Below are 19,382 nucleotides of genomic sequence, written 5' to 3'. Positions count from 1 at the left end.
GGGACGGTTTAGCGTGCGGCCATGGATGAGACACAGCAGACGCGCGAAATAGTGGGGCGGTACTTCGAGACGATGGCGGCTCGGGACTGGGATGCGTTCAGCGAGGTGCTGAGTGAGGACGTCTGCTACGAGTTGCCACAGACCCAGGAGGTGATCTCGGGGCGGGAGAAGTACGTCGCCTTCAACCGGGAGTATCCGGGCGACTGGGAGCTCACGCTGACCCGGGTGATCGTGGACGGGGAGACCGCAGCGGGGTCGATGAACTTCACCGTCGGTGACCAGGAGCTGGTCGGGCTGGTGTTCCTCGAGCTGCGCGACGGGCTGGTCACCCGGGTGACCGACTTCTGGCCGGAGCCGTACGAAGCGCCCGCGGGTCGCGAGCATCTGGTTGAGCGGGCTCCAGCCGCGCTCGACCGGCTCTCGATCCCGTGACCCGCCGATCGGTTGCAAGGCCCAACCATCACACCGAGGCACCCTGAGAGTTCCGCGGTGAACAACCTGAAAGTTCCCTGAAGTCCCGTCATTTCGGGGAAATCGTCACTTAGGGTGGCTGAATGGAGAGCCTGACCTGTCCCAAGTGCCGAGGCGCGATGCGCACCTACGAACGCAGCGGCATCACCGTCGACCAGTGCACCGAATGCCGCGGAATCTTCCTCGACCGCGGTGAACTGGAGCGGCTCGTCGATGCCGAAGCGAAGTACAACGCGCCGGCGCCGCAGCCTCACTACGAGGAGAAGCGGTACGACGACCGCCGGTACGACGACCGCCGCCGCGACGACGACGACCGTCGCTACGACCCGCGGTACGGCAACCAGCAGTACCCGCGCAAGAAGAAGAAGTCCTTCATGGAGGAACTCTTCGACTGACCGTCAGTTCCCGGCGCTGTGATCGCCCGTCATCGACGCAAGGCGATCACAGTGCCCTGCGCGACGGCGCACAGCGTGGTGGTGCCGTCGCCATCGATCGTCGACAACTCACAGGTGCAGGTCGCCTGCCGGCTCCCCGCCTGCACGACCTTCGCCTCGGCCCGCAGTACGACGCCCTCACCCGGGCGCAGGTAGCTGATCGTGAAGCCGCCGGTCAGCACCTCGGGTCCGAGCGCCGTACCCGCCGCGAAGGTGATCGCGTTGTCGGCCGCGTAGCCGAGGACGCCGCCGTGCAGGTACCCGTTCTGCTGTTTGAGGTCGTCGCGGATGTCGACCTCGAGGGTCGCTCCGCAGGCACCGAACGCGGTGAGCCGGGCACCCAGCAGCACGCTGAAGGGCTGCGCAGCCAGGAACTTCTCGGCCAGGTCGAAAGTCAGCTCCATGCCCACAGATTAACCAGCCGGTAACCAGGCCGGGCTTTCACTGATGGCGGGCGTGCAGGACGGGTTCGCGTTCTTCCTCGGTGGTGCCGCCCCAGACGCCGTACGCCTCCCCGACGACCAGGGCGTGTTCGCGGCACTCGCGCCGTACCGGGCAGGTCCCGCAGAGCGACTTCGCGAGCACCTCGCGGGCGTGTTTGCGCAGGCCGCGCTCGGACTCGGCGGCGAAGAACAGCTCCGGGTCGACGTCGCGGCACGCGGCCCTGTCCTGCCACTCCCAGTTCTCGATCAGCGGGTAGGGCAGGCCGTCCGGCGCCTTCGCGACCGCCCCGGCGGGCGGTTTGCGCCGTCTCATGAGAAGTTCCTCGACCGCGACGACATCACGTTTTCTGGTACCCGCCGCGCAAACGCCAGAGCTATGGTCGGCAGATGACTGCACTGATGCCACGCCTCCGGCGCGGCGGGTCATGGGGCTTTGACTCCCGGCCTTCCCTCGTCTCTCCAGTCGCTTCGCTCCCTCCGTTCCTCAGTCCAGGCCGGGAGGCCCCATGACCACGCCCCCTGTGACGCTCCGCCCGATGACCGAGGCCGAGTTCGAGGTCTGGAGACACCGCAACGCCGAGTCGTTCGCCGCCGGGATGGGGCCGGCTCGCGGGCTCAGCCCCGAGGAGGCGATCGAGGTCGCGCACCGGGAGGTGGACAAGCTGCTGCCCGACGGCCGGGACACCGAGAACCACGTGATCTGGATGGCCTGCGACGATGACCAGCCGGTCGGCAGCCTGTGGATCACCACCAAACCGCGGATCCCGTTCATCTTCGGCATCGAGGTCGACGAGAAGTACCGCGGCAAGGGCTACGGCCGGTCGATCATGCTCGCCGGTGAGGAGGAGTGCCGCCTCCGGGGCTACAGCCAGCTGGACCTGAACGTCTTCGGCAACAACACCACCGCGATCAACCTCTACACGTCCCTCGGCTACACCGTCACCTCCCAGCAGATGCGCAAAGAGCTCTGAGGTACGGCGCGATGAGCTGGTGGATCCTGCATGTGGACATGGATCAGTTCATCGCGGCTGTGGAGATCCGGCGGCGGCCGGAGCTCAAGGGGTTGCCGGTCGTGGTCGGTGGGTCCGGGGATCCGACGCAACCGCGGCAGGTCGTGGCCACCGCGTCGTACGAGGCCCGCGAGTTCGGGGTGCACTCGGGGATGCCGGTGCGGGCGGCGTACAAGAAGTGTCCGCAGGCGGTCTACCTGCCGTCGGACCCGGCCGCGTATGAGGCGGCGTCGACCGAGGTGATGGACACGCTCCGCTCGTTCCCGGTGGTGGTCGAGGTGTGGGGCTGGGACGAGTGCTTCGTCGGGGCGGAGACCGACGACCCCGAGCAACTCGCCGCCGACCTGCGCGCGGCGGTCTTCGAGCGTACGACGCTCACCTGCTCGATCGGCATCGGCGACAACAAGGTCCGGGCCAAACTGGCGACCACGTTCGCGAAGCAGCCGCGATCCCACGCGGCCCCGTTCGAAGCCGGTACGACGTCCGCAGCCGGAGCGCAGCGTGAGGTCGACGGGGTCTACCGCCTCACCGGCGCGAACTGGCGTGAGGTGATGGACCACCGGGCGGTGCGCGAACTCTGGGGCATCGGCAGCCGGATGGAACGCAACCTGAACGAACTCGGCGTCTTCACCGTGGCCGACTTGGCCGCCGCGGACCTCGACGTACTCCGCAAACGCTTCGGCCCGAAGATGGGCGCCTGGTACGCCGCCCTCGGCCGCGGACTCGGCGACACCGAGGTCACCGACGTACCCCGCGAGCCGGTGTCCCGCAGCCACGAGGAAACCTTCCCGAACGATCTGGTCGAACGCGCCGAGGTCGAGGAACAGCTCCGCCGGATCGCCGTCAAGGTCACCCACGACGTCGTCGCCGAGGGCCGCACCATCCAACGCGTCTGGGTCAAAGTCCGCTTCACCACCTTCTACACCCCGATCAAGAGCCGCAAACTCCCCGAAACCACCCAGGACCCCGAAGTCATCGCCACCACCGCGCTCGCGTTGCTGGAAAAGTTCGAACTCCGAAGACCAGTGAGATTGCTGGGTGTGCGAGTGGAGTTCGTCCCCAGCGCCGGCGAGGTCGAGTCTCCGGGTGCCGGCCTGGTTTAGAGGTTGTAGGTGTGAGTGGCTGTGGTGGCGAAGACTGCTTGGCGTTCGCTGGGCGTGAGGGTGGTGGTGAGGGTTTCGGCGGTTTGGACGATCTCGGGGTAGGTGGCGGCCAGGAGGCAGACGGGCCAGTCGGAGCCGAACATGACTCGGCTGGGGCCGAAGGCGTCGAGGACTACGTCGGCGTACGGCTGGAGGTCGGAGGGTTTCCAGTCGGTCCAGGAGGCCTCGGTGACCATGCCGGAGAGTTTGCAGGTGACATTGGGGAGGGCTGCCAGCCGGCGTAGATCGGTCGCCCAGGGGTCCAAGGGGTCACCGATGACTGGTTTGGAGATGTGGTCGACCACGAACGTCAGCTCTGGGAGGGCTTGGGCGGTGGCGATGGAGGCCGGGAGGTGCGGGGGTTTGGTGAGGAGGTCGTAGACGAGGCCGGCGTCGGCTACGGCGGCCAGGCCGCGTTGGACGTCGGGGCGGAGGAGCCAGTCGACGTCCGGCTCGTCGTGGACCTGGTGGCGGATTCCCTTCAGGTACGTGCCATCCGGGCGCGCCAGCAACCCGGCCAGCTGGTCCGCCACGTCGACCGCGGTCAGGTCCACCCAGCCGACCACCCCGGCGACCAGGTCGTTGCTGGCAGCAACTTCCAGGAACTCGACCGTCTCGTCGACCAGGCTGGCGGTCTGGACCATCACGGTCGCGGTGATGTCGGCGGCCGCGGCCTGGGGAGCCAGGTCGTCGATGGAGAAGCTGCGCCGGATCGGATCCAGCTCCGGACCGGACATCCAGCTCTGCTCGCGAACGCTCAGGTCCCAAATGTGGTGGTGGGCATCAACCCTGCTCATGCGAGTGCGGTCCCTTCCGTGGCATCCTGCTGGCCCATCCGGTCGTAGTCATGGTCGCTCATCCCACGCGCCGATCGTCGATCGCGTCGTGGTCCCACTCGATCCCCAGGCCGGGCGTGTCCGGAGCCACCGCGTGCCCGTCGGCGACCTCCATCTCAGCCAGCGTGATCGCCCGCAGCTGCGGGATGTGCTCGACATAACGGCCATTCGGTACGGCGGCCGTCAGGCTGACATGCAGTTCCATCAGGAAGTGCGGACAGACCTCGAGGTTGAACGTCTCGGCCAGATGCGCGACCTTCAGCCACGGCGTGATCCCGCCAACCCGGGCCACGTCGACCTGGACGATCCCGGCTCCGCCCGAGGCGACGTACTCCCGGAACTGGGACACCGAATACAACGACTCACCGACCGCGATCGGGATCGACGTGGACGACGCCAGCCGCACGTGTCCGGTCACGTCATCAGCGGGCAACGGCTCCTCGAACCACGACAGATCCACCGCCTCGAACGCCGCAGCCCGTCGGCGAGCCTCCGGATACGTCATCGACTGATTGGCGTCGACCATGATGTCCAAACCGGGCCCGACCGCATCCCGCACAGCCGTGAGCCGTTCGAGATCCTCGTGCACCCGGGGTTTCCCGACCTTCAGTTTGACGCCGGGCCAGCCTGCCTTCTGCGACGCCAGGGCGCCCGCGACCAGTTGATCGGTGCTCAGGTGCAGCCATCCGCCCTCGGTGTCGTACAGCGGAACCCGTTGCCGGTAGCCGCCGGCCAGTCGCCACAACGGCTCGCCGGCACGCAGGCAGCGCAGGTCCCACAACGCGGTGTCGACGGCCGCGAGCGCGAGCGAAGTGACCGCCCCGACCGTGGTCGCATGGGTCGACCAGAACAGGTCCGACCAGACCGCCTCGACGTTGCGCGCGTCCACGCCGACCAGACGAGGCAGCAGATGGTCTCGCAGCAGGGCGAGTACGGCGGTGCCGCCGGTACCGATCGTGTACGAGTACCCCAGCCCGGTCAGTCCGTCCGACGTCTCCAGCGAGACGAAGATCGTCTCCTGTTTGAGGAACGACTGCACGGCATCGGTCCGGACAGTCTCGACCTCCAGATCGACGAGGAACGCCTCGGCCCGGGTGATCGCCGTACTCACTGGCAGGCGATCCGGGTCGGCGAAGCGGTGCTACGGAAAATGACGGTCACGGGGCGGCTCCAGATCCTATAGGATATTGCGAACCTGATGCTGCCGCTTCACACTGGAGCCGTCAAGGCTCGTCAGCGAGTCGGGCAGAATAGGGCTTCGGGAGGAGCGACAGTGACGGATGCACATGTGGGTCTGGCGGGGCAGCTCACGCGTCTGCCCCAGCGACAGGTACTGAGTGACGACGTCTACGAGACGGTCAAGGGCCTGATCATGGACAGCGTGGTCGAGCCGGGCACCCGGCTCAACATCGACGCGCTGACCCGTGAGCTGGGTATCTCGCAGACCCCGATCCGGGAGTCGCTGGCGCGGCTGGAGTCGGACGGCCTGGTGATCAAGGAGCCGCTGCGGGGATACCGGGTCTCGTCCCGGCTGACCGTGGCCGAGTTCGAGGACCTGTTCGAGTACCGGCTGCACATCGAGCCGTGGGCGGCCGGTCGCGCCGCCGAGCGAGCCAGCACCGAGGACTTGGCCCGGCTCAAGGCCGAGATGCTGAGCTACACCGACGTACCGGACAGACCGGCGTACGAGAGCTACCGGGCGATGGCGGCGCACGACCAGCGGTTCCACGACCTGGTCCTGGAGCTGTCCGGCAACGAGACGGCCCGGCTGTCCTTTGCGCGGACACACTGCCACCTGCACCTGTTCCGGCTGTACTACGGTGGCGGCATCGCGACGAAGGCGTTGCGTGAGCACAAGACGGTGGTGACCGCGGTCCGCAAGGGTGACCCGGCTGAAGCGGCCGCCGCGATGCGGGCGCATATCGAGGCCTCCCGGGCCCGGTTGCGGCCGATGTTCGACAAAGAGTGATCCGTCCTCATCCAGGGAGATACCTGTGGAACTGCTGCGCCTCGGCGCGGTCGGCGAGGAGCGCCCGTACGTGCGCGCCGCCGACGGCACCGTTCACGACCTGAGCCCGATCACCGCCGACATCGACGGCGCCTTCCTCTCCTCCGACGGCATCGCCCGTGCCCGCGCCGCGCTGGAAGCCGGTGAACTCCCGGCCGTCGACGTCGAGGGCCTGCGGGTCGGCGCCCCGATCGCACGCCCGGCCGCGGTCGTCTGCATCGGCCAGAACTACGCCGCCCACGCGGCCGAGTCCGGTGCCGAGCCGCCGAAGCAGCCGATCGTCTTCTTCAAGCACCCGAACACCGTCGTCGGCCCGTACGACGAGGTGCTCGTGCCCCGTGGGGCGACCAAGACCGACTGGGAGGTCGAGCTCGCTGTCGTCATCGGCAAGGAGGCCCGGTACGTCGACTCCGACGAGGAAGCACTCGCCTGCGTCGCCGGGTACGCCGTCTCGAACGACGTGTCCGAGCGGGCCTTCCAGATCGAGCAGTCCGGCGGGCAGTGGTCGAAGGGCAAGTGCTGCGAGACCTTCAACCCGCTCGGCCCGGCGCTGGTTCCGGCGGACGAGGTCGGCGACGTACAGAACCTCGACCTCAAGTCGTGGGTGAACGGCGAGCCGCGCCAGGCCTCGAACACCCGGGACATGATCTTCTCGGTGGCGGCGCTGATCCGGGACCTGTCGCAGTACATGACGCTGAGCCCGGGCGACATCGTCAACACCGGCACCCCGGAGGGGGTCGCGCTGTCCGGCCGGTTCCCGTACCTGGCCCCAGGCGACACGATGGAGCTGGAGATCCAGGGTCTCGGCAAGCAGAAGCAATCCCTCGGCAAGGCCTGACCGAAAACTGTCCCCGGCCGGTCTTAGGGTCGGCCGGGTGACTGATTTCCTGGACGACATCCGGACCTCGTATGACACCGTCGCGCCCTCGTACGCCGAACTCGTGAAGGACGGCGCGGACGACGAGCCGGAGTGCCTCGACCTGTTCGCGAGGCTGGCCTCGGGACCGGTCCTCGACGTCGGTTGCGGGCCGGGGCGGTTGGCCGCTCTCCTGCAGGAGCGCGGGCTGTCCGTGATCGGCATCGACCTGTCCCCGGGCATGATCGAGATCGCCCGGCGCGACCATCCGGGCCCGGACTACCAGGTCGGGTCGATGACGGCGCTGGAGTTGCCGGACGGCGAGCTCGGCGGCGTCATCTCCTGGTGGTCGATCATCCACCTGCCGCGGGACGTGGTCCCCCAGGCCTTGGCCGAGTTCCATCGGGTGCTCGCTCCTGGTGGCGTCCTGATGGTCGGCTTCCACGTCGGCGAGGAATCCACCCACAAGACCTCCGGGTACGGCGGCCATCCGATGAACATCCACGTCCACCGGTGGACGCCGGCCGCCCTCACCGAGATCGCGATCTCCGCCGGCTTCACGCCGTACCCGGATACTGTCGTGCCCGACGCCCGCCTCTTGTTCCGGAAGTGATGCCCATGACTTCGCGCGTTCGCACCGTGACCTTCGACGCACACAACCCGTACGAGCTGGCCGGGTTCTGGCTGCAGGTGCTGAAGGCGCCGCGACCTGACGACGACGAGCCCGGCGACCCGTACGCCGCTGTCGTGACTGACTCGATGACGTTGCTGTTCGAGCAGAACAACGACGAGAAGGCGGTCAAGAACCGCGTCCACCTGGACCTCGAGCCGGACGGACCCCGGGACGAGGAGGTCGAGTGGCTGCTCACCCTCGGCGCCACCATCGCGTACGACCGGCGCGAGCCCGACGGCACCGGCTGGGTCACCATGCTCGACCCCGAAGGCAACGAATTCTGCGTCCTCCGCAGCGCCGCCGAGCGCGCCGCAACCAGCTAGTCCGACCCTCCGGGCTGCAAGGATCTGCCGGATGTATCCCGAATGGTTGACCAGAGACCTGGAGTTCCCGGCGGGCAATCTGCACCAGCAGTTGACCGCGGCAACCGCCCTCGTGCCGGCCGACGTACTGGCCGGAAGCAAGCAGGCCGACGACTTGGCCGAACTCGCCGAGGACCAGACCTTTCACTTCTGGATGGACACCCTGCACTACATCGGTGTCTGGGCGGAGGAGAACGGGCTGGACGATCAACTGCCGGTCGAGTTCTGGTTGCGCGTTGCCAGCGCAGCCGATCTGATGCAGTTCCCGCAGTTCGTGCCGTACTGCCTGGGGAAGGCGAAACGACTGCCCAGCCAGGACCCGGGCGATCTGGTCGCAGCCATAAGCACCCTGCCCGCCGTCGTAAAGGTCGACGGCAGCCTGCGCTCGGTCTGCGTCCAGGTGGCGGACCTGATCCGGACCCAGGACCCGGCCGCAGGCGCTCTGCTGGATGCCGTCGACCTGGATGCGCTCGCGACGCATCTCCGCACCGGCGCCTACGACGCGATCGGCCCGGACGTCAGCCCGTTGCTGTCCGATGCGTTCGACGACCTGTTCGCGCTGGCGGTGCGCGAGGACTTCCCGGCGCAGTACAGCAGGCATTCCTGGGCGGTGATCGGCGCGAACCCGTTCCGGGTCGTGCTCGGCGGAGGCCTGTTCCCCAGCACCGAGGCCGAGGTGTGGTGGCGGGCCGGCTGAGTCCTCAGAGATCGTCGACGTACGGGGTTTGGCCGGTGAAGGTGATGCGCCAGTCGGTGCTGCGGGCGTCGACGGTGAGGTCGTAGCCGTCGCGGCGGGCGAGGACGCGGTACTTGCCGTCCGCCGCGGGCTCGGTCTCGACCTTCCAGCCGCGGGCCTCCAGGGTCTCGGCGGCGAAGCTGATCAGCGCCTCCGGATCCGGGGAGGTGGGCTCGCCGGTCTCGACCGTGATCGTGCAGACCGACTCCGGACCGCGGTCGTCGGACAGCGCACCCTGGCTCGCCGGGCCGACATCCTGTGTCACCGCGGGTGTCTGGTCCGGGACGACGATGGCCGCGACCGCGAGCAGTTCCGAGCGGAGGAAGTTCCGGGCTTCGGTGAGCGTCACAACCCCGTCATACACCTTGCCCGCAACTATCGCGACGCCATGCCGCGATTCGCCCGCCGATCCGCTCTAACGGAAGGCGAGTGACCAGGAGCCCTCGTGGAGCGACAGCGTGACTGTGGCGAGGGGTCGGACGTCCACATGCCGCAGGGACTCGGCCGGCGCGTCGAGGACGTACAGCACGATCGCGCGTACCACCGCCGGGTGGACGACGGCCACGACGGTACGGCGGTCGTCGGGGTCCTGACCGAGGTCGCCGAGCCAGTCCGCGACCCGGGTGAGTACGTCGTTCTCGGTCTCCCCGCCCGGTGTGGCGGCGTGTGGCCGCTCGAGCCAGGCGGCCACCCGCTCCGGCTCGGCGGCCAGCAACTCCTCGAGCTCGCGGCCGGCCCAGTCGCCGTACTCCCGGTCCCGCAACGCCGGCTCGACCACCGCGGTCAGCCCGAGCGCCTCAGCCGTGCGTACGGCGGCCTGCTCCGGCCCGGCGTACACCGCATCGGCCTCGAGCTTGAGCTCACGAGCAGCCGACAGACTCGCCGGGTCCGGCTCCGCGTCACCACCGAGCACGAGGCCGCGAAGTGCGGGGGTCAGGGCATGGGCGACCAGCGTGAGCGCGATCAAGCGGCAACCACCTTCTGTCGGGACAGCCGGCGGTCCACTGCGGCGGCGTACCCGAAACCGAGGAGGAGCCACAGTGTCGCCTGCGTACCGAGTGAGGCGAACCGGAACTGCCACAGCAGCGTAGCGGGGAACGACCCCGGAACCTCGTTGATCGAGGGCAGGATCAGGTACGCCGCCACGATCGTCACGAGGAAGGCGCCGACACCACCGGCCAGCCGAGCGAGATCGCCGTACCGAGCCGCCCAACGGGACGCGGCGACACCGGCCCAGACCGCGAGCAGGCCGATCACCAGGGTCAGCAGGTAGGTGACCGTACGGCGGGTGATCGTCTCCGGGTCGCCGACCGCCGGCGGGTTGGGCGGGTACTTCAGGAACGGCACGAGCACGATCCCGAGGAACCCGGCCGCGGCCAGCCCCAGCGCGGCGTACGAGTCGTTGCCGGTCCGCAGCCTGCGCCGGAGCAGGGTGAATCCGACGGCGAAGATCCCGCCGAGGGTGACGCCGTACAAGGTGGTGGCGAGGAAGAGTCCGGCGCGCTGGCCGTCGCGGGAGACGAGTGGCGCTTCTTCTTCCGAAGCAGCATCGCCATGGTCGTGGGTGTGCGCGGCGCCGGCTTCCTCGATCGCGATCGCGGCATCGATGTGCGGTTCGCCCATCGTGTACGCGAAGGCTCCGGCCAGCAGGCCGGCGAAGAGTCCGACGATCAGTCCGCGCACCAGGAGCGATCCGAAGGTGCGCATAGGTCTAGTGGCAGGGCACGCCGAGCAGGTGGCGACCGTCGTGCATCAGCTCGTGCAGGTACATGCCCGACTGAGACACGGCGCCCTGGTCGAAGGCGACCAGATAGCCGAGCAGAAGCAGCAGGCCGACGCTGAGCAGCGCCACAGCGAGCAGACGGGATGAAACGGCCGGTACGGCGAGAGTGCGGGCAGGAGCTGCCATCTGAACCTCCTGGGGAAGTGCGCGTCCCCTTCGAAAGGCTGCTGGTACCCGAGCGTCCTGACTCACGAGCAGTGCTCGCTCACAGTGGCGCGGCCGTGCCGGACTTGCACCGGCTTCCCTCATGGCACCGCAGGTTGTCCCCCGAACCGTAGCGGCGGGGTTCTCCACGGGTCAACGCGCTACGGCGTGGCGGTGACGTATCCCACCCGGCGGAATCTCCGCTGCGCTCCGGCGATCCGGCACCTACCCTGAGGAGATGCCGTCCGCTCAGCACCTCCTCGCGTTCGCCATCACCGCGTTCATCATCATCGTCGTCCCCGGTCCGAGCGTGCTGTTCATCGTCGGTCGCGCACTGGCCGTCGGACGGCGTGAGGCGGTGCTGACGATGGTCGGCAACACCATCGGCGCCGCCGTCATGCTCGTCGCGGTCGCCCTCGGCCTCGGCACCCTGATCGCCGCCAGCGCGATCGCCCTGACCGTGGTGAAGCTGGCGGGAGCGGCGTACCTGATCTATCTCGGCGTGCACGCCTTCCGCACCCGGAAGTCCCTGGTCGCGGCGATGACCAGTGGGGTGAAGCCGGGCAACAGCCGCAAGACGATGCGCCAGGGGTTCCTGGTGGGGGTCACCAACGCCAAGACGGCGGTCTTCTTCGCCGCCGCCCTGCCGCAGTTCGTCGACCAGAGCGCGAGCAGCCCGGCGTGGGTTCAGATCCTGCTGCTCGGCCTGATCTTCATCCTGATCGCCCTCGTCTCGGACAGCGTCTGGGCCCTGGTCGCCGGCACCGCGCGCGAGTGGTTCGCCCGCTCACCCCGTCGGCTCGAGCTGGTCGGCGGCACCGGCGGCCTGATGATCATCGGCCTCGGTGCGAGCATCGCCGTCACAGGCTCGAAGGAGTAGTACGCCGGCCAGCCTGTACGCCGAGCAGCGCGAGCAGAGCCGGGAGTCCGAAGGCGACCAGGTAGGCGGTCATCGCGGAGCGCGGCTCGAGCGCGGCGAAGAGGGATCCGCCGACGGCCAGGACCGTTGCGGTGGACAACGAGTCGCTGAGCTGCAGCGCGGAGCTGTTCGCGCCCTGCTCGTCCCGCTCGGAGTACTCGAGTACGAGCACCGACAGGGTCGGGAAGACCGTACCCATCCCCAGACCGGTGAGGCTCCAGCCGACGATGCCGACGACGACCGGGACGTTCTCGTTCAGGGTCAAGGCCGCGGTGACGATGCCGAGCAGGATCGCGACCATGCCCGCCTGCAGGAAGACCGCGTGGGAGAACGGCTGGTTCGGCCGGCCGCGGTACCACGAGGCGGCGGTCCAGCTCAGCGCGCTGACGGTCAGCACCAGGCCGGCGAGCGCCGGGGACAGGCCGCGTTCCCGGGTGAGCATCAGCGGGAGGAACACCTCGGCGCCGAAACCGGCGGCGGCGACCAGGCCGCGGAGCGCGACGACCGACGGCAGGCCCGGCCTGAAGATGAAGGTGCCGCTGGGCAGGAGCTTCGGAGCGAACGCGACGACGCCGGCCAGGCCGATGGCGAGCAGGACGAGCTGGAGTACGCCGTGCTGCTGGCCGCCGTAGTGGAGCAGGAGAACACTGGCTGCGGCCGCAACCGCCCAGAGCGCCCGCTTGTCCCACAGTCGCCCGGGGCGTGCTTTCTGGGCGTTGCCCCGAGCCAGGCCCGGGCGCATCACCAGCGCCGCCGGGATCGCGATGGCCGGGACCGCGAGGAACACGATCCGCCAGTTGGTGTGCTCGACGATCAGACCGGCGATCGCGGGGCCGACCAGCGAGGGAACCACCCAGCCGGTGGCGAACGCGGCGAAGATGCGGGGGCGCAGCCTGGCCGGATACAGCTGCCCGACCACGACGTACAGAGCGACCGTCAGCAGGCCCGAGCCGAAGCCCTGGATGATGCGGCCGACGACGAGAACCTCCATCGTCGGCGCCAGCCCGGCGATGATCAGGCCGGCCAGGAACCAGGCGGTCCCGTGCCAGAGCGGCCGGGTGGGGCCCTTGAGGTCGCTCCAGGTGCCGGAGACCACCATCGCCACCACCGCGGAGGCGAGTGGTCCACCGAACGCGAGCGCGTACAGGTACAAGCCGTCGAGCGCCTGGGCGACGGTCGGCATCGCGGTCGTCACGGCCAGGGCCTCGAACGCGACCAGGGTGATCAGCGCGACCATCCCGATCGTCAGAGCGCGGTACTGCGGCGCCAGTACGCCACCGGACGGGGTGCCCTGATCGATCGAGGGCTCGGCTGTTGTCGTCATGCCGAGAACCCTCGGACATCAAGTGGACTTTAAGTCAACCGCTCAGAGAACTGCGGCGAGCACCAGCGCGACGATCGGCGGACCGGCCTGCGCTGCCGCCGCCTGGACCATCCGGCGGTCGGAGGCGACCAGCACGATGCCGGCACCCGCCATACAGGCGCAGGCGAACAGGGCGATCGCCTCACCCTTGTCGCCACCCCAGATCAGCCCGCCGAGCGCCCCGAGAGCCAGGAACAGGTTGTAGAACCCCTGGTTGAACGCCCACGGCCGCGCGACCGCGGCCTCCGCCTCGTCCTTCACCAGGAACCGCCTGTACGTGCTCGGCTTCCGAAACAACAGGCTCTCCATCGCAAACACCGCCAGATGAAAGACCCCAGCCACCACCACGAAGACCTGTGCAATCACGCTCATGCGGGAAAGGTACAGCCGCCGAGCGTCCCCACCCCGCGACCCGCCGTCACCTGCTCCAGTCGAAGGCCCGGGACGGATTGCCAACGAAGATCGCGTCGGCCACGTCGACCCCGAGCCGGCGCTCGATCCGTGGGCGGAGGTTCGTGATGCACCGCGATCGGTGCGCCGGTCGCGTGATGCGCTTCAGCCGCCGCGACCAGCGAAACCCCTGTGGTGGTTGAGATTTCGGGAAGCAGCTCGGCACGCCTACCCAACCCATGAGGTGTCCACAGCACGATCGCCGGCCGCGCGAAAGGCCCAGTCGGACTGACTGGGCCTTTCAAACGTTGCCTAACGCTGTCAGCGACCTCGGCGGGAGGCGCCGGCGCGGGAGCCGGCGGAGAACGCGGCGGCTCCGGCTGTGCGCGTGCTGGAGCCTGGCGTGCTCGTGCTGTAGGACTTCGGCGTGCTTGCGGACTTCGAGCGACCGCCACCGCGCGCCGGACGACCAGCCTTGGCGGCACCGGCCTCACCGGACCGCTGACCACCGGACCGTTGACCACCAGAGCGCTGACCGCCGGCCCGTTGACCGGAGCCTTGGCCGCCTGCCTGGGCGCCGCCGCGACGACGGCTGCCTCGACCTGATCCACGACCCGCGGACACGTTGTCGCGTTCCGGCTGTGCAGCCCTGACCGGTGGCTCGACGAAGATGCGTTCGCCGGGGGCCAGCTCGGTCAGCAGCGGATCACCGGTGGTGAGCTTGGTGACCTTCGCCGCGATACCGGCCTTGCGGGTGAGGTCGCGGACGTCCCGGACCTGGTCGTCGGTCATCAGCGTGACGACGGTGCCCTCGGCGCCCGCGCGAGCGGTACGGCCGGAGCGGTGCAGGTACGCCTTGTGCTCGATCGGCGGGTCGGCGTGGATCACCAGCGTGACGTCGTCCACGTGGATGCCGCGGGCCGCGATGTCGGTCGCCACCAGCGTCTTCGCCGTACCGTTGCCGAAGGCCTCGAGGTTCCGGGTCCGGGCACCCTGGGACAGGTTGCCGTGCAACTCGACGGCCGGGACGCCCTGGGCGATCAGCTTCTTGGTGAGCGACTTCGCGCCGTACTTCGTCCGGGTGAACACCAGCGTCCGGCCGGGCGCCGCGGTCAGGTCGACGAGCACCGGCAGCCGGCTGTCGGTCTGGACGTGCAGCACGTGGTGGGTCATCTTCGAGACCGGCGACTGGGCCGAGTCGACGCTGTGCGTGACCGGATCGGTCATGAAGCGCTGCACGAGTACGTCGACACCGGCGTCCAGCGTGGCTGAGAACAGCAGCCGCTGGGCACCGGACGGGGTCGCCTCGAGGATCCGCCGTACGGCGGGCAGGAAGCCGAGGTCGGCCATGTGGTCGGCCTCGTCGAGCACGGTGATCTCGACCGCGTCGAGTTTCACGTGACCGGCCTTGAGGTGGTCCTCGAGCCGGCCGGGGCAGGCGACCACGATGTCGGCGCCCTTGCGCAGACCGGTGATCTGCGGGCCGTGGCCGACGCCGCCGAAGATGGTCATGGTGCGCAGGTCGAGCGCGTCGGTCAGCGGCGTGATCGACGCCTGGATCTGGGTCGCCAGCTCGCGGGTCGGAGCCAGGATCAGCGCCCGCGGATGGTTCGCCCGGCGCTTCGAGCGGCTCACGGCGAGCCGGGCCAGGACCGGCAGCACGAAGGCGTACGTCTTGCCGGAGCCGGTCCGGCCGCGACCGAGAACATCCTTGCCGGCCAGCGAATCCGGCAGCGTCGCCGCCTGGATCGGGAACGGCTTGGTCACTCCGGTGACAGCCAGCGCCGACACCAGCGAGGCCGGTACGCCGAGGTCCGCGAACGTAAGGTTGTCCGGGACAACCATCGGCGCGACCTCTTCGTACGTGGCCGCGTTGTTGCTCTTAGCAACATTCGCCGGCGGATTGGCCGCACCGTTGGAGGTACGGCGGCGACGCGGGCGCGACCGGGAACCGGACGCGGATTGAGCGGATTGCGGGGATGTGGACGTGGGGCGGCGGACCGCCATGCAGTACTCCAAATGTCGGGGGGTCGTCCTGCCCGGCGCGGCCATTGGCGGCCGCGGCGCGTGGTAGTCGACTGCTGGCGCAACGTGTTTGCGCTCACCGGCCCGAGGCAGAACTGGGCGGGCCGTCACAGGCAGTCTACGGCACCGGGGGCCAATCCTTTGTCAATCCTGCCCGGGAGACACGTCACACCGGCTAGGTTCAGTACGTGACGACGACGGAATCACGGGTGGATCCCCCCACAGCCGCAGGCGAACGCGAACTCCTCCAAGGCTTCCTCGACTACCACCGCGGCACGCTGCTGTGGAAGATCTCCGGCCTGACCGGTGACCAGTTGGTCCAGCGCAGCGTCGAACCGTCCAGCATGTCGTTGCTCGGGCTGATCCGGCACCTGACCGAGGTCGAGAAGTACTGGTTCCATCGCGCGCTGGCCCAACTCCCGGCCGAACCGAAGTTTTGGACCGCCGAGCATCCCGACGGCGACTTCGACCTGGTGGATCCGGGGCAGGCCGAGCAGGACGTCAAGGACTTCCGCCAGATCGTCAAGGCCTCCGACGAGATCGCCGCTCGCTACGACCTCGACGACACCTTCCTGCGACCGGGCCACGACGGCGACTACTCGGTGCGCTACCTCTACATCCACCTGATCGAGGAGTACGCCCGCCACAACGGCCACGCCGACTTCCTCCGCGAGCGGATCGACGGCCTCACCGGCGAGTAGTCAGCGTTTGATCGAGCGGATCAGGCCGACGATGTCGTTCACCACACCCCGGACACCCGGGATCCGGGTCAGCCGCAGCAACCGGTCGACCAGCGGCACCGAGCGGTCGATCAACGCCTTGGTCCGGCGCAGATCCGCGCTGTCGTCGTGCACCCAGAACAGTACGATCCCCATCTGCATCAGCCACAGCAGCTCGGGCAGCTCCGCCTTCAGATCGGCCGGCAACTTGAGGTCCGAGCCGTCGATCACCCGTCGGAAGATCTCGACACTCGCCTCCCGGGCCGGCCGGGACTGCTCACTGAACGGCGACAGCGGGCTCTTCGGTTCCGCCGCGGTCTTGAAGAACGTCCCGGCGAACTCGTGGTACGGCGCCGACACCTCGAGCCAGGCCCGCAGTACGCCGGTCATCCGCGGCACGAACGACTTCTCCGCCGCCAGAATCGACTCGACCGCCTCCCGGTGCTGGTCCTGCAGGTGGTCGTAGTACGCCTGCATCAGATGCTCTTTGGAGCTGTAGTAGTAGTACGCGTTGCCGACCGATACGCCCGCCTCGGTGGCGATCGCGCGCATCGTGGTCTTGCCGTATCCCTGCTGGCGAAACAACCGCAGCGCGGTGGACAGGATCAGCTCCCGGGTCTGCTCACCCTTGGAGGTCGCACTCTCCGTCACATCGGTCAGCGTAGTCACCTCCACTCAAGCGCCTCAGTCCCGCAGCCGCCTGGACCATTGCCCGCGCCACCGGCCGCAGGGCCGGACTCGCCAGTCGTACGGCGGTGTGCCTGTGCTCCCCCGTGGTCCACAGGCACACGATCCACGCCCGGTCGCCGACGTACACGGACCCGTCGTCCGCGACCGCCGTCACCTCGCGCAGTGTGGCCGCGTGGTCCAGGTCGGGGTAGAGCGCCCGCGCATACGTCGACCCCGCCGCGACGAATCTCAGCCGCACCACCCCACCCTGCCCGTTCGACGCCGGCCGCTGTACCGCCAGCCACTCCTTGAACCGGCGGCACAGGCCACACTGCGCGTCGTACAGGACGGTCAACTCGCGCATGATCAGTAACCGAGGTGCACAGACGGTTCGGTTCCGGCCGGCAGGACGTGGTTCGGCGGCACCGGTGGCGTGGTCATCTCCTCGATCCGGCTACGGCGGCGGATGGCGTTGAAGACCCAGACATTCACCAGGTGCAGTCCACCCAGCACCAGCATCACGATGCCGAGCTTCACGCTCAGCTGCTCGAACACCCCGCGGGCGTCCAGCACCGCGGCGTCGCTGCGCAGGAACAGCGTCACGAACCCGAGATTGACCAGGTAGAACCCGACCACAAGCAGCCGGTTCACCGCGTCGGCGAAGTCCTCGTTCCCTTGGAACACGTCGACCAGGAAGATCCGGCCGTTCCGGCTCAGCGTGCGGGCCACCCAGATCGTCAGCGGCACCGCGATCAGCAGGTAGATCAGGTACGTCGCCACCGTCATGCTCACCACGTCCTCACAATTTGAACACGTTCAAATTTAGTCACAGCTGGAGCCTACGACCGACTTTTGAACATGTTCAAGTAGCGGAAGACGTGAGCTGGGTCTCGTGCTGCGGCAGGATGGCGGACATGACGACGTGGGTCTTCGAGGGAACCGTTCTGCCGGCCGCGTCCGGCGCGCGCCTGGTGTTCGGCTCTGGTGACGCCGAGGCGCTGCCCGGCCGGTTCGGCGTACCGGGGCTGGTGGACTCGCACTGCCACCTGACCATGGGACCGGGCGAGAACGGACCACGGATGTTCGGCGCCGACTTCGCCGACGAGCGGCTCGACGAGCTCGCGAACGCCGGGGTCAGCGCGCTACGGGACGTCGGCGGCGACCGCGAGATCACCCTCAAGCTCGCGACCACCGAGGACGACAGCCGCCCACTCGTACTCGCGGCCGGCCGTTTCCTCGCACCGCCCGGCCGCTACTTCGCCGGGATGTACGACCCGGTCGAGCCGGAGGACCTGCTCGCGGCGGTCGAGGCGGAGATCGCCGACGGCGCGACCTGGCTCAAGCTCGTCGGCGACTTCCCGGAGGTCGGCCCGGACGGCCCGATCCGCGGCAGTGTGGTGGCGCAGACGTACGAGAGCGACGTGATCCAGGCCGTCGTCGACCTCGCTCACGCGCGGGGTGCGCGGGTCGCGGCCCACACCAACACCTCGATCGTCAGCGAGCTGGTTCGGGTCGGTGTCGACTCGATCGAGCACGGTACGTCGCTCACCGAGCAGGACCTGGAGGCCCTCGGCGCCCGGGGTGGCGCCTGGACGCCGACACTCTGCGCCTCCGTCGGCGCGCACCCGACCCACACCCCCGAACTGCTCGCCCGGCGGACGGCCAAGTCGGAGTACCTGGCATCGATGCTCCCGCTCGCCGATCGGTACGGCGTCCGCGTGCTGACCGGATCCGACGTCGTCGGGACCGTCGCCGGCGAGATCGACCTGCTGGTGCAACACGGCCTGACCGTCACCCAGGCACTCGAGGCCGCATCAACCGGAGCGCAGGACTTCCTCGGCCTGACCGGCGACGGCAATCTCGTCACGTACGACGCCGATCCGCGCGAGCACCCCGCCGTACTCGCAACCCCGTCCGCCGTCATCCTCAACCACCGCCGGATCTCATGAAGGAGAAAGATCTGGATCGGTGGGTGGCGAAGTACCGGAAGGCGTGGGAGTCCAACGATCCGGCTGACATCGCGGCGCTGTGGACCGAGGACGCCGCGTGGTACCGCCGGCCGGACGAGGCGCCGGTGCTCGGCCGGGACGCGATCGTGAGCGCGTGGCTGGAGGTCGCGGACGCGCCGGGCGAGACCACGTTCGAGTACGAGGTGCTGGGGTTCGGCGACGGCGTCGGGTTCGTTCGCGGCTGGACGACGTACCTGACCCAACCGCCGGGTGAGTTCAGCAATCTGTGGGTGATCCGGCTCGACAAGGACCGCGCGCACGAGTTCGTCGAGTGGTGGATGGAGAAGCCTTGATCGGCTACGGTTTCGGTAGGCACTCAGGGTGCCACCGGTCCGCGGGAAGGGCTCAGCCCACCTGATCACGGAGTTGTGCGGTAGTTGTTCACCTCCT

At 68.7% G+C, this 19,382-nt stretch carries 27 protein-coding genes and 1 riboswitch; of the genes, 13 read left to right on the top strand and 14 right to left on the bottom strand.

The genetic code is table 11. The features are described 5' to 3' along the window. Positions 1 to 21 precede the first annotated feature (21 nt). Together V9K99_RS06065 and V9K99_RS06060 are read left to right on the top strand one after the other, a co-directional pair. Positions 22 to 432 carry a nuclear transport factor 2 family protein gene (locus V9K99_RS06065; protein WP_337000306.1) on the top strand — a complete coding sequence of 137 codons (411 nt, stop codon included), beginning with the start codon at positions 22 to 24 and terminating at the stop codon, positions 430 to 432. Between the two features lie 122 nt (positions 433 to 554). After that, the gene (locus V9K99_RS06060; RefSeq protein ID WP_337000307.1) at positions 555 to 866 is read left to right on the top strand and encodes a TFIIB-type zinc ribbon-containing protein; all 312 of its coding nucleotides are present in this window, start codon (positions 555 to 557) and stop codon (positions 864 to 866) included. A gap of 29 nt (positions 867 to 895) precedes the next feature. Here V9K99_RS06060 and V9K99_RS06055 read toward each other — a convergent pair whose 3' ends face one another. Further along, positions 896 to 1,309, bottom strand: a complete 414-nt coding sequence (locus V9K99_RS06055; RefSeq protein ID WP_337000308.1) for a PaaI family thioesterase — start codon at positions 1,307 to 1,309, stop codon at positions 896 to 898. A 37-nt stretch (positions 1,310 to 1,346) separates the two neighbouring features. Continuing rightward, positions 1,347 to 1,661: a WhiB family transcriptional regulator gene (locus tag V9K99_RS06050; RefSeq protein WP_337000309.1), complete on the bottom strand. Its 315-nt coding sequence runs from the start codon at positions 1,659 to 1,661 to the stop codon at positions 1,347 to 1,349. Positions 1,662 to 1,854: 193 nt separating this feature from the next. Here V9K99_RS06050 and V9K99_RS06045 point away from each other — a divergent pair, with 193 nt between their 5' ends. Next, on the top strand, positions 1,855 to 2,319 hold the full coding sequence (locus tag V9K99_RS06045; RefSeq protein ID WP_337000310.1) for a GNAT family N-acetyltransferase: 465 nt from the start codon (positions 1,855 to 1,857) through the stop codon (positions 2,317 to 2,319). 11 nt (positions 2,320 to 2,330) lie between these two features. Continuing rightward, the gene (locus V9K99_RS06040; RefSeq protein WP_337000311.1) at positions 2,331 to 3,461 is read left to right on the top strand and encodes a DNA polymerase IV; all 1,131 of its coding nucleotides are present in this window, start codon (positions 2,331 to 2,333) and stop codon (positions 3,459 to 3,461) included. Here the strand turns inward: V9K99_RS06040 and V9K99_RS06035 are convergent. Both V9K99_RS06035 and V9K99_RS06030 read right to left on the bottom strand, forming a co-directional pair. Further along, the gene (locus V9K99_RS06035; protein ID WP_337000312.1) at positions 3,458 to 4,297 is read right to left on the bottom strand and encodes an amidohydrolase family protein; all 840 of its coding nucleotides are present in this window, start codon (positions 4,295 to 4,297) and stop codon (positions 3,458 to 3,460) included. The two genes, V9K99_RS06040 and V9K99_RS06035, sit on opposite strands and share 4 nt — an antisense overlap. Positions 4,298 to 4,355: 58 nt before the next feature. Beyond that, positions 4,356 to 5,447, bottom strand: a complete 1,092-nt coding sequence (locus tag V9K99_RS06030) for a mandelate racemase/muconate lactonizing enzyme family protein (protein WP_337000313.1) — start codon at positions 5,445 to 5,447, stop codon at positions 4,356 to 4,358. Positions 5,448 to 5,609: 162 nt separating this feature from the next. Between V9K99_RS06030 and V9K99_RS06025 the strand changes: the two genes are divergently transcribed. Genes V9K99_RS06025 through V9K99_RS06005 form a run of 5 tightly spaced genes read left to right on the top strand, consistent with a single transcriptional unit; the run spans position 5,610 to position 8,932 of the window. Next, complete coding sequence (locus V9K99_RS06025) at positions 5,610 to 6,305, top strand: GntR family transcriptional regulator (protein WP_337000314.1); 696 nt, start codon at positions 5,610 to 5,612, stop codon at positions 6,303 to 6,305. 25 nt (positions 6,306 to 6,330) lie between these two features. Then, positions 6,331 to 7,182 (top strand): fumarylacetoacetate hydrolase family protein, encoded by an 852-nt coding sequence (locus tag V9K99_RS06020; protein ID WP_337000315.1) that lies wholly within the window; start codon positions 6,331 to 6,333, stop codon positions 7,180 to 7,182. Positions 7,183 to 7,219: 37 nt separating this feature from the next. Then, positions 7,220 to 7,813, top strand: coding sequence for a class I SAM-dependent methyltransferase (locus tag V9K99_RS06015; RefSeq protein ID WP_337000316.1), 594 nt, complete (start codon positions 7,220 to 7,222; stop codon positions 7,811 to 7,813). Between the two features lie 5 nt (positions 7,814 to 7,818). Next, positions 7,819 to 8,196 (top strand): VOC family protein, encoded by a 378-nt coding sequence (locus tag V9K99_RS06010; RefSeq protein WP_337000317.1) that lies wholly within the window; start codon positions 7,819 to 7,821, stop codon positions 8,194 to 8,196. Positions 8,197 to 8,227: 31 nt separating this feature from the next. Beyond that, positions 8,228 to 8,932, top strand: a complete 705-nt coding sequence (locus V9K99_RS06005) for a hypothetical protein (RefSeq protein WP_337000318.1) — start codon at positions 8,228 to 8,230, stop codon at positions 8,930 to 8,932. Positions 8,933 to 8,936: 4 nt separating this feature from the next. On the opposite strand, the gene V9K99_RS06000 is transcribed toward V9K99_RS06005, so the two are convergent. From V9K99_RS06000 to V9K99_RS05985, 4 genes are all read right to left on the bottom strand, one after another. Next, the gene (locus tag V9K99_RS06000) at positions 8,937 to 9,320 is read right to left on the bottom strand and encodes a hypothetical protein (RefSeq protein ID WP_337000319.1); all 384 of its coding nucleotides are present in this window, start codon (positions 9,318 to 9,320) and stop codon (positions 8,937 to 8,939) included. 66 nt (positions 9,321 to 9,386) lie between these two features. Then, a complete protein-coding gene (locus tag V9K99_RS05995; RefSeq protein WP_337000320.1) occupies positions 9,387 to 9,938 on the bottom strand; it encodes a histidine phosphatase family protein in 552 nt (183 codons plus the stop codon). Next, positions 9,935 to 10,678 carry a CbtA family protein gene (locus V9K99_RS05990; RefSeq protein WP_337000321.1) on the bottom strand — a complete coding sequence of 248 codons (744 nt, stop codon included), beginning with the start codon at positions 10,676 to 10,678 and terminating at the stop codon, positions 9,935 to 9,937. The genes V9K99_RS05995 and V9K99_RS05990 overlap by 4 nt, the downstream gene beginning before the upstream one ends. 4 nt (positions 10,679 to 10,682) lie before the next feature. Beyond that, complete coding sequence (locus tag V9K99_RS05985) at positions 10,683 to 10,880, bottom strand: CbtB domain-containing protein (protein ID WP_337000322.1); 198 nt, start codon at positions 10,878 to 10,880, stop codon at positions 10,683 to 10,685. Positions 10,881 to 10,932: 52 nt separating this feature from the next. Further along, positions 10,933 to 10,998: riboswitch (cobalamin riboswitch) on the bottom strand. 138 nt (positions 10,999 to 11,136) lie between these two features. Between V9K99_RS05985 and V9K99_RS05980 the strand changes: the two genes are divergently transcribed. Next, positions 11,137 to 11,778, top strand: coding sequence for a LysE family translocator (locus V9K99_RS05980; RefSeq protein ID WP_337000323.1), 642 nt, complete (start codon positions 11,137 to 11,139; stop codon positions 11,776 to 11,778). Here the strand turns inward: V9K99_RS05980 and V9K99_RS05975 are convergent. The 3 genes from V9K99_RS05975 to V9K99_RS05965 all read right to left on the bottom strand — a co-directional run bounded on the left by V9K99_RS05975 (position 11,759) and on the right by V9K99_RS05965 (position 15,415). Then, entirely contained in the window at positions 11,759 to 13,141 is a 1,383-nt protein-coding gene (locus V9K99_RS05975; protein WP_337000324.1) for an MFS transporter, read from the bottom strand. The two genes, V9K99_RS05980 and V9K99_RS05975, sit on opposite strands and share 20 nt — an antisense overlap. Positions 13,142 to 13,183: 42 nt before the next feature. Beyond that, positions 13,184 to 13,552 carry a DUF1304 domain-containing protein gene (locus V9K99_RS05970; RefSeq protein ID WP_337000325.1) on the bottom strand — a complete coding sequence of 123 codons (369 nt, stop codon included), beginning with the start codon at positions 13,550 to 13,552 and terminating at the stop codon, positions 13,184 to 13,186. Between the two features lie 339 nt (positions 13,553 to 13,891). Next, complete coding sequence (locus V9K99_RS05965; RefSeq protein WP_337000326.1) at positions 13,892 to 15,415, bottom strand: DEAD/DEAH box helicase; 1,524 nt, start codon at positions 15,413 to 15,415, stop codon at positions 13,892 to 13,894. Positions 15,416 to 15,783: 368 nt separating this feature from the next. Here V9K99_RS05965 and V9K99_RS05960 point away from each other — a divergent pair, with 368 nt between their 5' ends. Next, complete coding sequence (locus tag V9K99_RS05960) at positions 15,784 to 16,296, top strand: DinB family protein (RefSeq protein ID WP_337000327.1); 513 nt, start codon at positions 15,784 to 15,786, stop codon at positions 16,294 to 16,296. On the opposite strand, the gene V9K99_RS05955 is transcribed toward V9K99_RS05960, so the two are convergent. The 3 genes from V9K99_RS05955 to V9K99_RS05945 are packed head-to-tail and all read right to left on the bottom strand — an operon-like array spanning position 16,297 to position 17,769. Next, positions 16,297 to 16,965, bottom strand: coding sequence for a TetR family transcriptional regulator (locus V9K99_RS05955; protein WP_337000328.1), 669 nt, complete (start codon positions 16,963 to 16,965; stop codon positions 16,297 to 16,299). Beyond that, complete coding sequence (locus V9K99_RS05950) at positions 16,937 to 17,347, bottom strand: thiol-disulfide oxidoreductase DCC family protein (protein ID WP_337000329.1); 411 nt, start codon at positions 17,345 to 17,347, stop codon at positions 16,937 to 16,939. The genes V9K99_RS05955 and V9K99_RS05950 overlap by 29 nt, the downstream gene beginning before the upstream one ends. A gap of 2 nt (positions 17,348 to 17,349) precedes the next feature. After that, the gene (locus V9K99_RS05945; protein WP_337001337.1) at positions 17,350 to 17,769 is read right to left on the bottom strand and encodes a hypothetical protein; all 420 of its coding nucleotides are present in this window, start codon (positions 17,767 to 17,769) and stop codon (positions 17,350 to 17,352) included. A gap of 128 nt (positions 17,770 to 17,897) precedes the next feature. Here V9K99_RS05945 and V9K99_RS05940 point away from each other — a divergent pair, with 128 nt between their 5' ends. Together V9K99_RS05940 and V9K99_RS05935 are read left to right on the top strand one after the other, a co-directional pair. Beyond that, positions 17,898 to 18,932 carry an amidohydrolase family protein gene (locus V9K99_RS05940; RefSeq protein ID WP_337000330.1) on the top strand — a complete coding sequence of 345 codons (1,035 nt, stop codon included), beginning with the start codon at positions 17,898 to 17,900 and terminating at the stop codon, positions 18,930 to 18,932. Then, a complete protein-coding gene (locus V9K99_RS05935; protein ID WP_337000331.1) occupies positions 18,929 to 19,285 on the top strand; it encodes a YybH family protein in 357 nt (118 codons plus the stop codon). Before V9K99_RS05940 ends, V9K99_RS05935 begins: the two co-directional genes overlap by 4 nt. Positions 19,286 to 19,382: the final 97 nt, after the last annotated feature.

It is taken from the genome of Kribbella sp. CCNWLW201 (assembly GCF_037203805.1).
Lineage (GTDB): Bacteria > Actinomycetota > Actinomycetes > Propionibacteriales > Kribbellaceae > Kribbella.
Note: the sequence above shows the minus strand (reverse complement) of the source record. Positions and strands in the feature narration are given on the sequence as shown.

Excerpts from the sequence above, each read along its gene's own strand:
- V9K99_RS06065 (WP_337000306.1), top strand. The coding sequence starts at position 22 with ATGGATGAGACACAGCAGACGCGCGAAATAGTGGGGCGGTACTTCGAG.
- V9K99_RS06060 (WP_337000307.1), top strand. The coding sequence starts at position 555 with ATGGAGAGCCTGACCTGTCCCAAGTGCCGAGGCGCGATGCGCACCTAC.
- V9K99_RS06055 (WP_337000308.1), bottom strand. The coding sequence starts at position 1,309 with ATGGAGCTGACTTTCGACCTGGCCGAGAAGTTCCTGGCTGCGCAGCCC.
- V9K99_RS06050 (WP_337000309.1), bottom strand. The coding sequence starts at position 1,661 with ATGAGACGGCGCAAACCGCCCGCCGGGGCGGTCGCGAAGGCGCCGGAC.
- V9K99_RS06045 (WP_337000310.1), top strand. The coding sequence starts at position 1,855 with ATGACCACGCCCCCTGTGACGCTCCGCCCGATGACCGAGGCCGAGTTC.
- V9K99_RS06040 (WP_337000311.1), top strand. The coding sequence starts at position 2,331 with ATGAGCTGGTGGATCCTGCATGTGGACATGGATCAGTTCATCGCGGCT.
- V9K99_RS06035 (WP_337000312.1), bottom strand. The coding sequence starts at position 4,297 with ATGAGCAGGGTTGATGCCCACCACCACATTTGGGACCTGAGCGTTCGC.
- V9K99_RS06010 (WP_337000317.1), top strand. The coding sequence starts at position 7,819 with ATGACTTCGCGCGTTCGCACCGTGACCTTCGACGCACACAACCCGTAC.
- V9K99_RS06005 (WP_337000318.1), top strand. The coding sequence starts at position 8,228 with ATGTATCCCGAATGGTTGACCAGAGACCTGGAGTTCCCGGCGGGCAAT.
- V9K99_RS05990 (WP_337000321.1), bottom strand. The coding sequence starts at position 10,678 with ATGCGCACCTTCGGATCGCTCCTGGTGCGCGGACTGATCGTCGGACTC.
- V9K99_RS05985 (WP_337000322.1), bottom strand. The coding sequence starts at position 10,880 with ATGGCAGCTCCTGCCCGCACTCTCGCCGTACCGGCCGTTTCATCCCGT.
- V9K99_RS05980 (WP_337000323.1), top strand. The coding sequence starts at position 11,137 with ATGCCGTCCGCTCAGCACCTCCTCGCGTTCGCCATCACCGCGTTCATC.
- V9K99_RS05975 (WP_337000324.1), bottom strand. The coding sequence starts at position 13,141 with ATGACGACAACAGCCGAGCCCTCGATCGATCAGGGCACCCCGTCCGGT.
- V9K99_RS05970 (WP_337000325.1), bottom strand. The coding sequence starts at position 13,552 with ATGAGCGTGATTGCACAGGTCTTCGTGGTGGTGGCTGGGGTCTTTCAT.
- V9K99_RS05965 (WP_337000326.1), bottom strand. The coding sequence starts at position 15,415 with ATGGTTGTCCCGGACAACCTTACGTTCGCGGACCTCGGCGTACCGGCC.
- V9K99_RS05950 (WP_337000329.1), bottom strand. The coding sequence starts at position 17,347 with ATGCGCGAGTTGACCGTCCTGTACGACGCGCAGTGTGGCCTGTGCCGC.
- V9K99_RS05945 (WP_337001337.1), bottom strand. The coding sequence starts at position 17,769 with ATGACGGTGGCGACGTACCTGATCTACCTGCTGATCGCGGTGCCGCTG.
- V9K99_RS05940 (WP_337000330.1), top strand. The coding sequence starts at position 17,898 with ATGACGACGTGGGTCTTCGAGGGAACCGTTCTGCCGGCCGCGTCCGGC.
- V9K99_RS05935 (WP_337000331.1), top strand. The coding sequence starts at position 18,929 with ATGAAGGAGAAAGATCTGGATCGGTGGGTGGCGAAGTACCGGAAGGCG.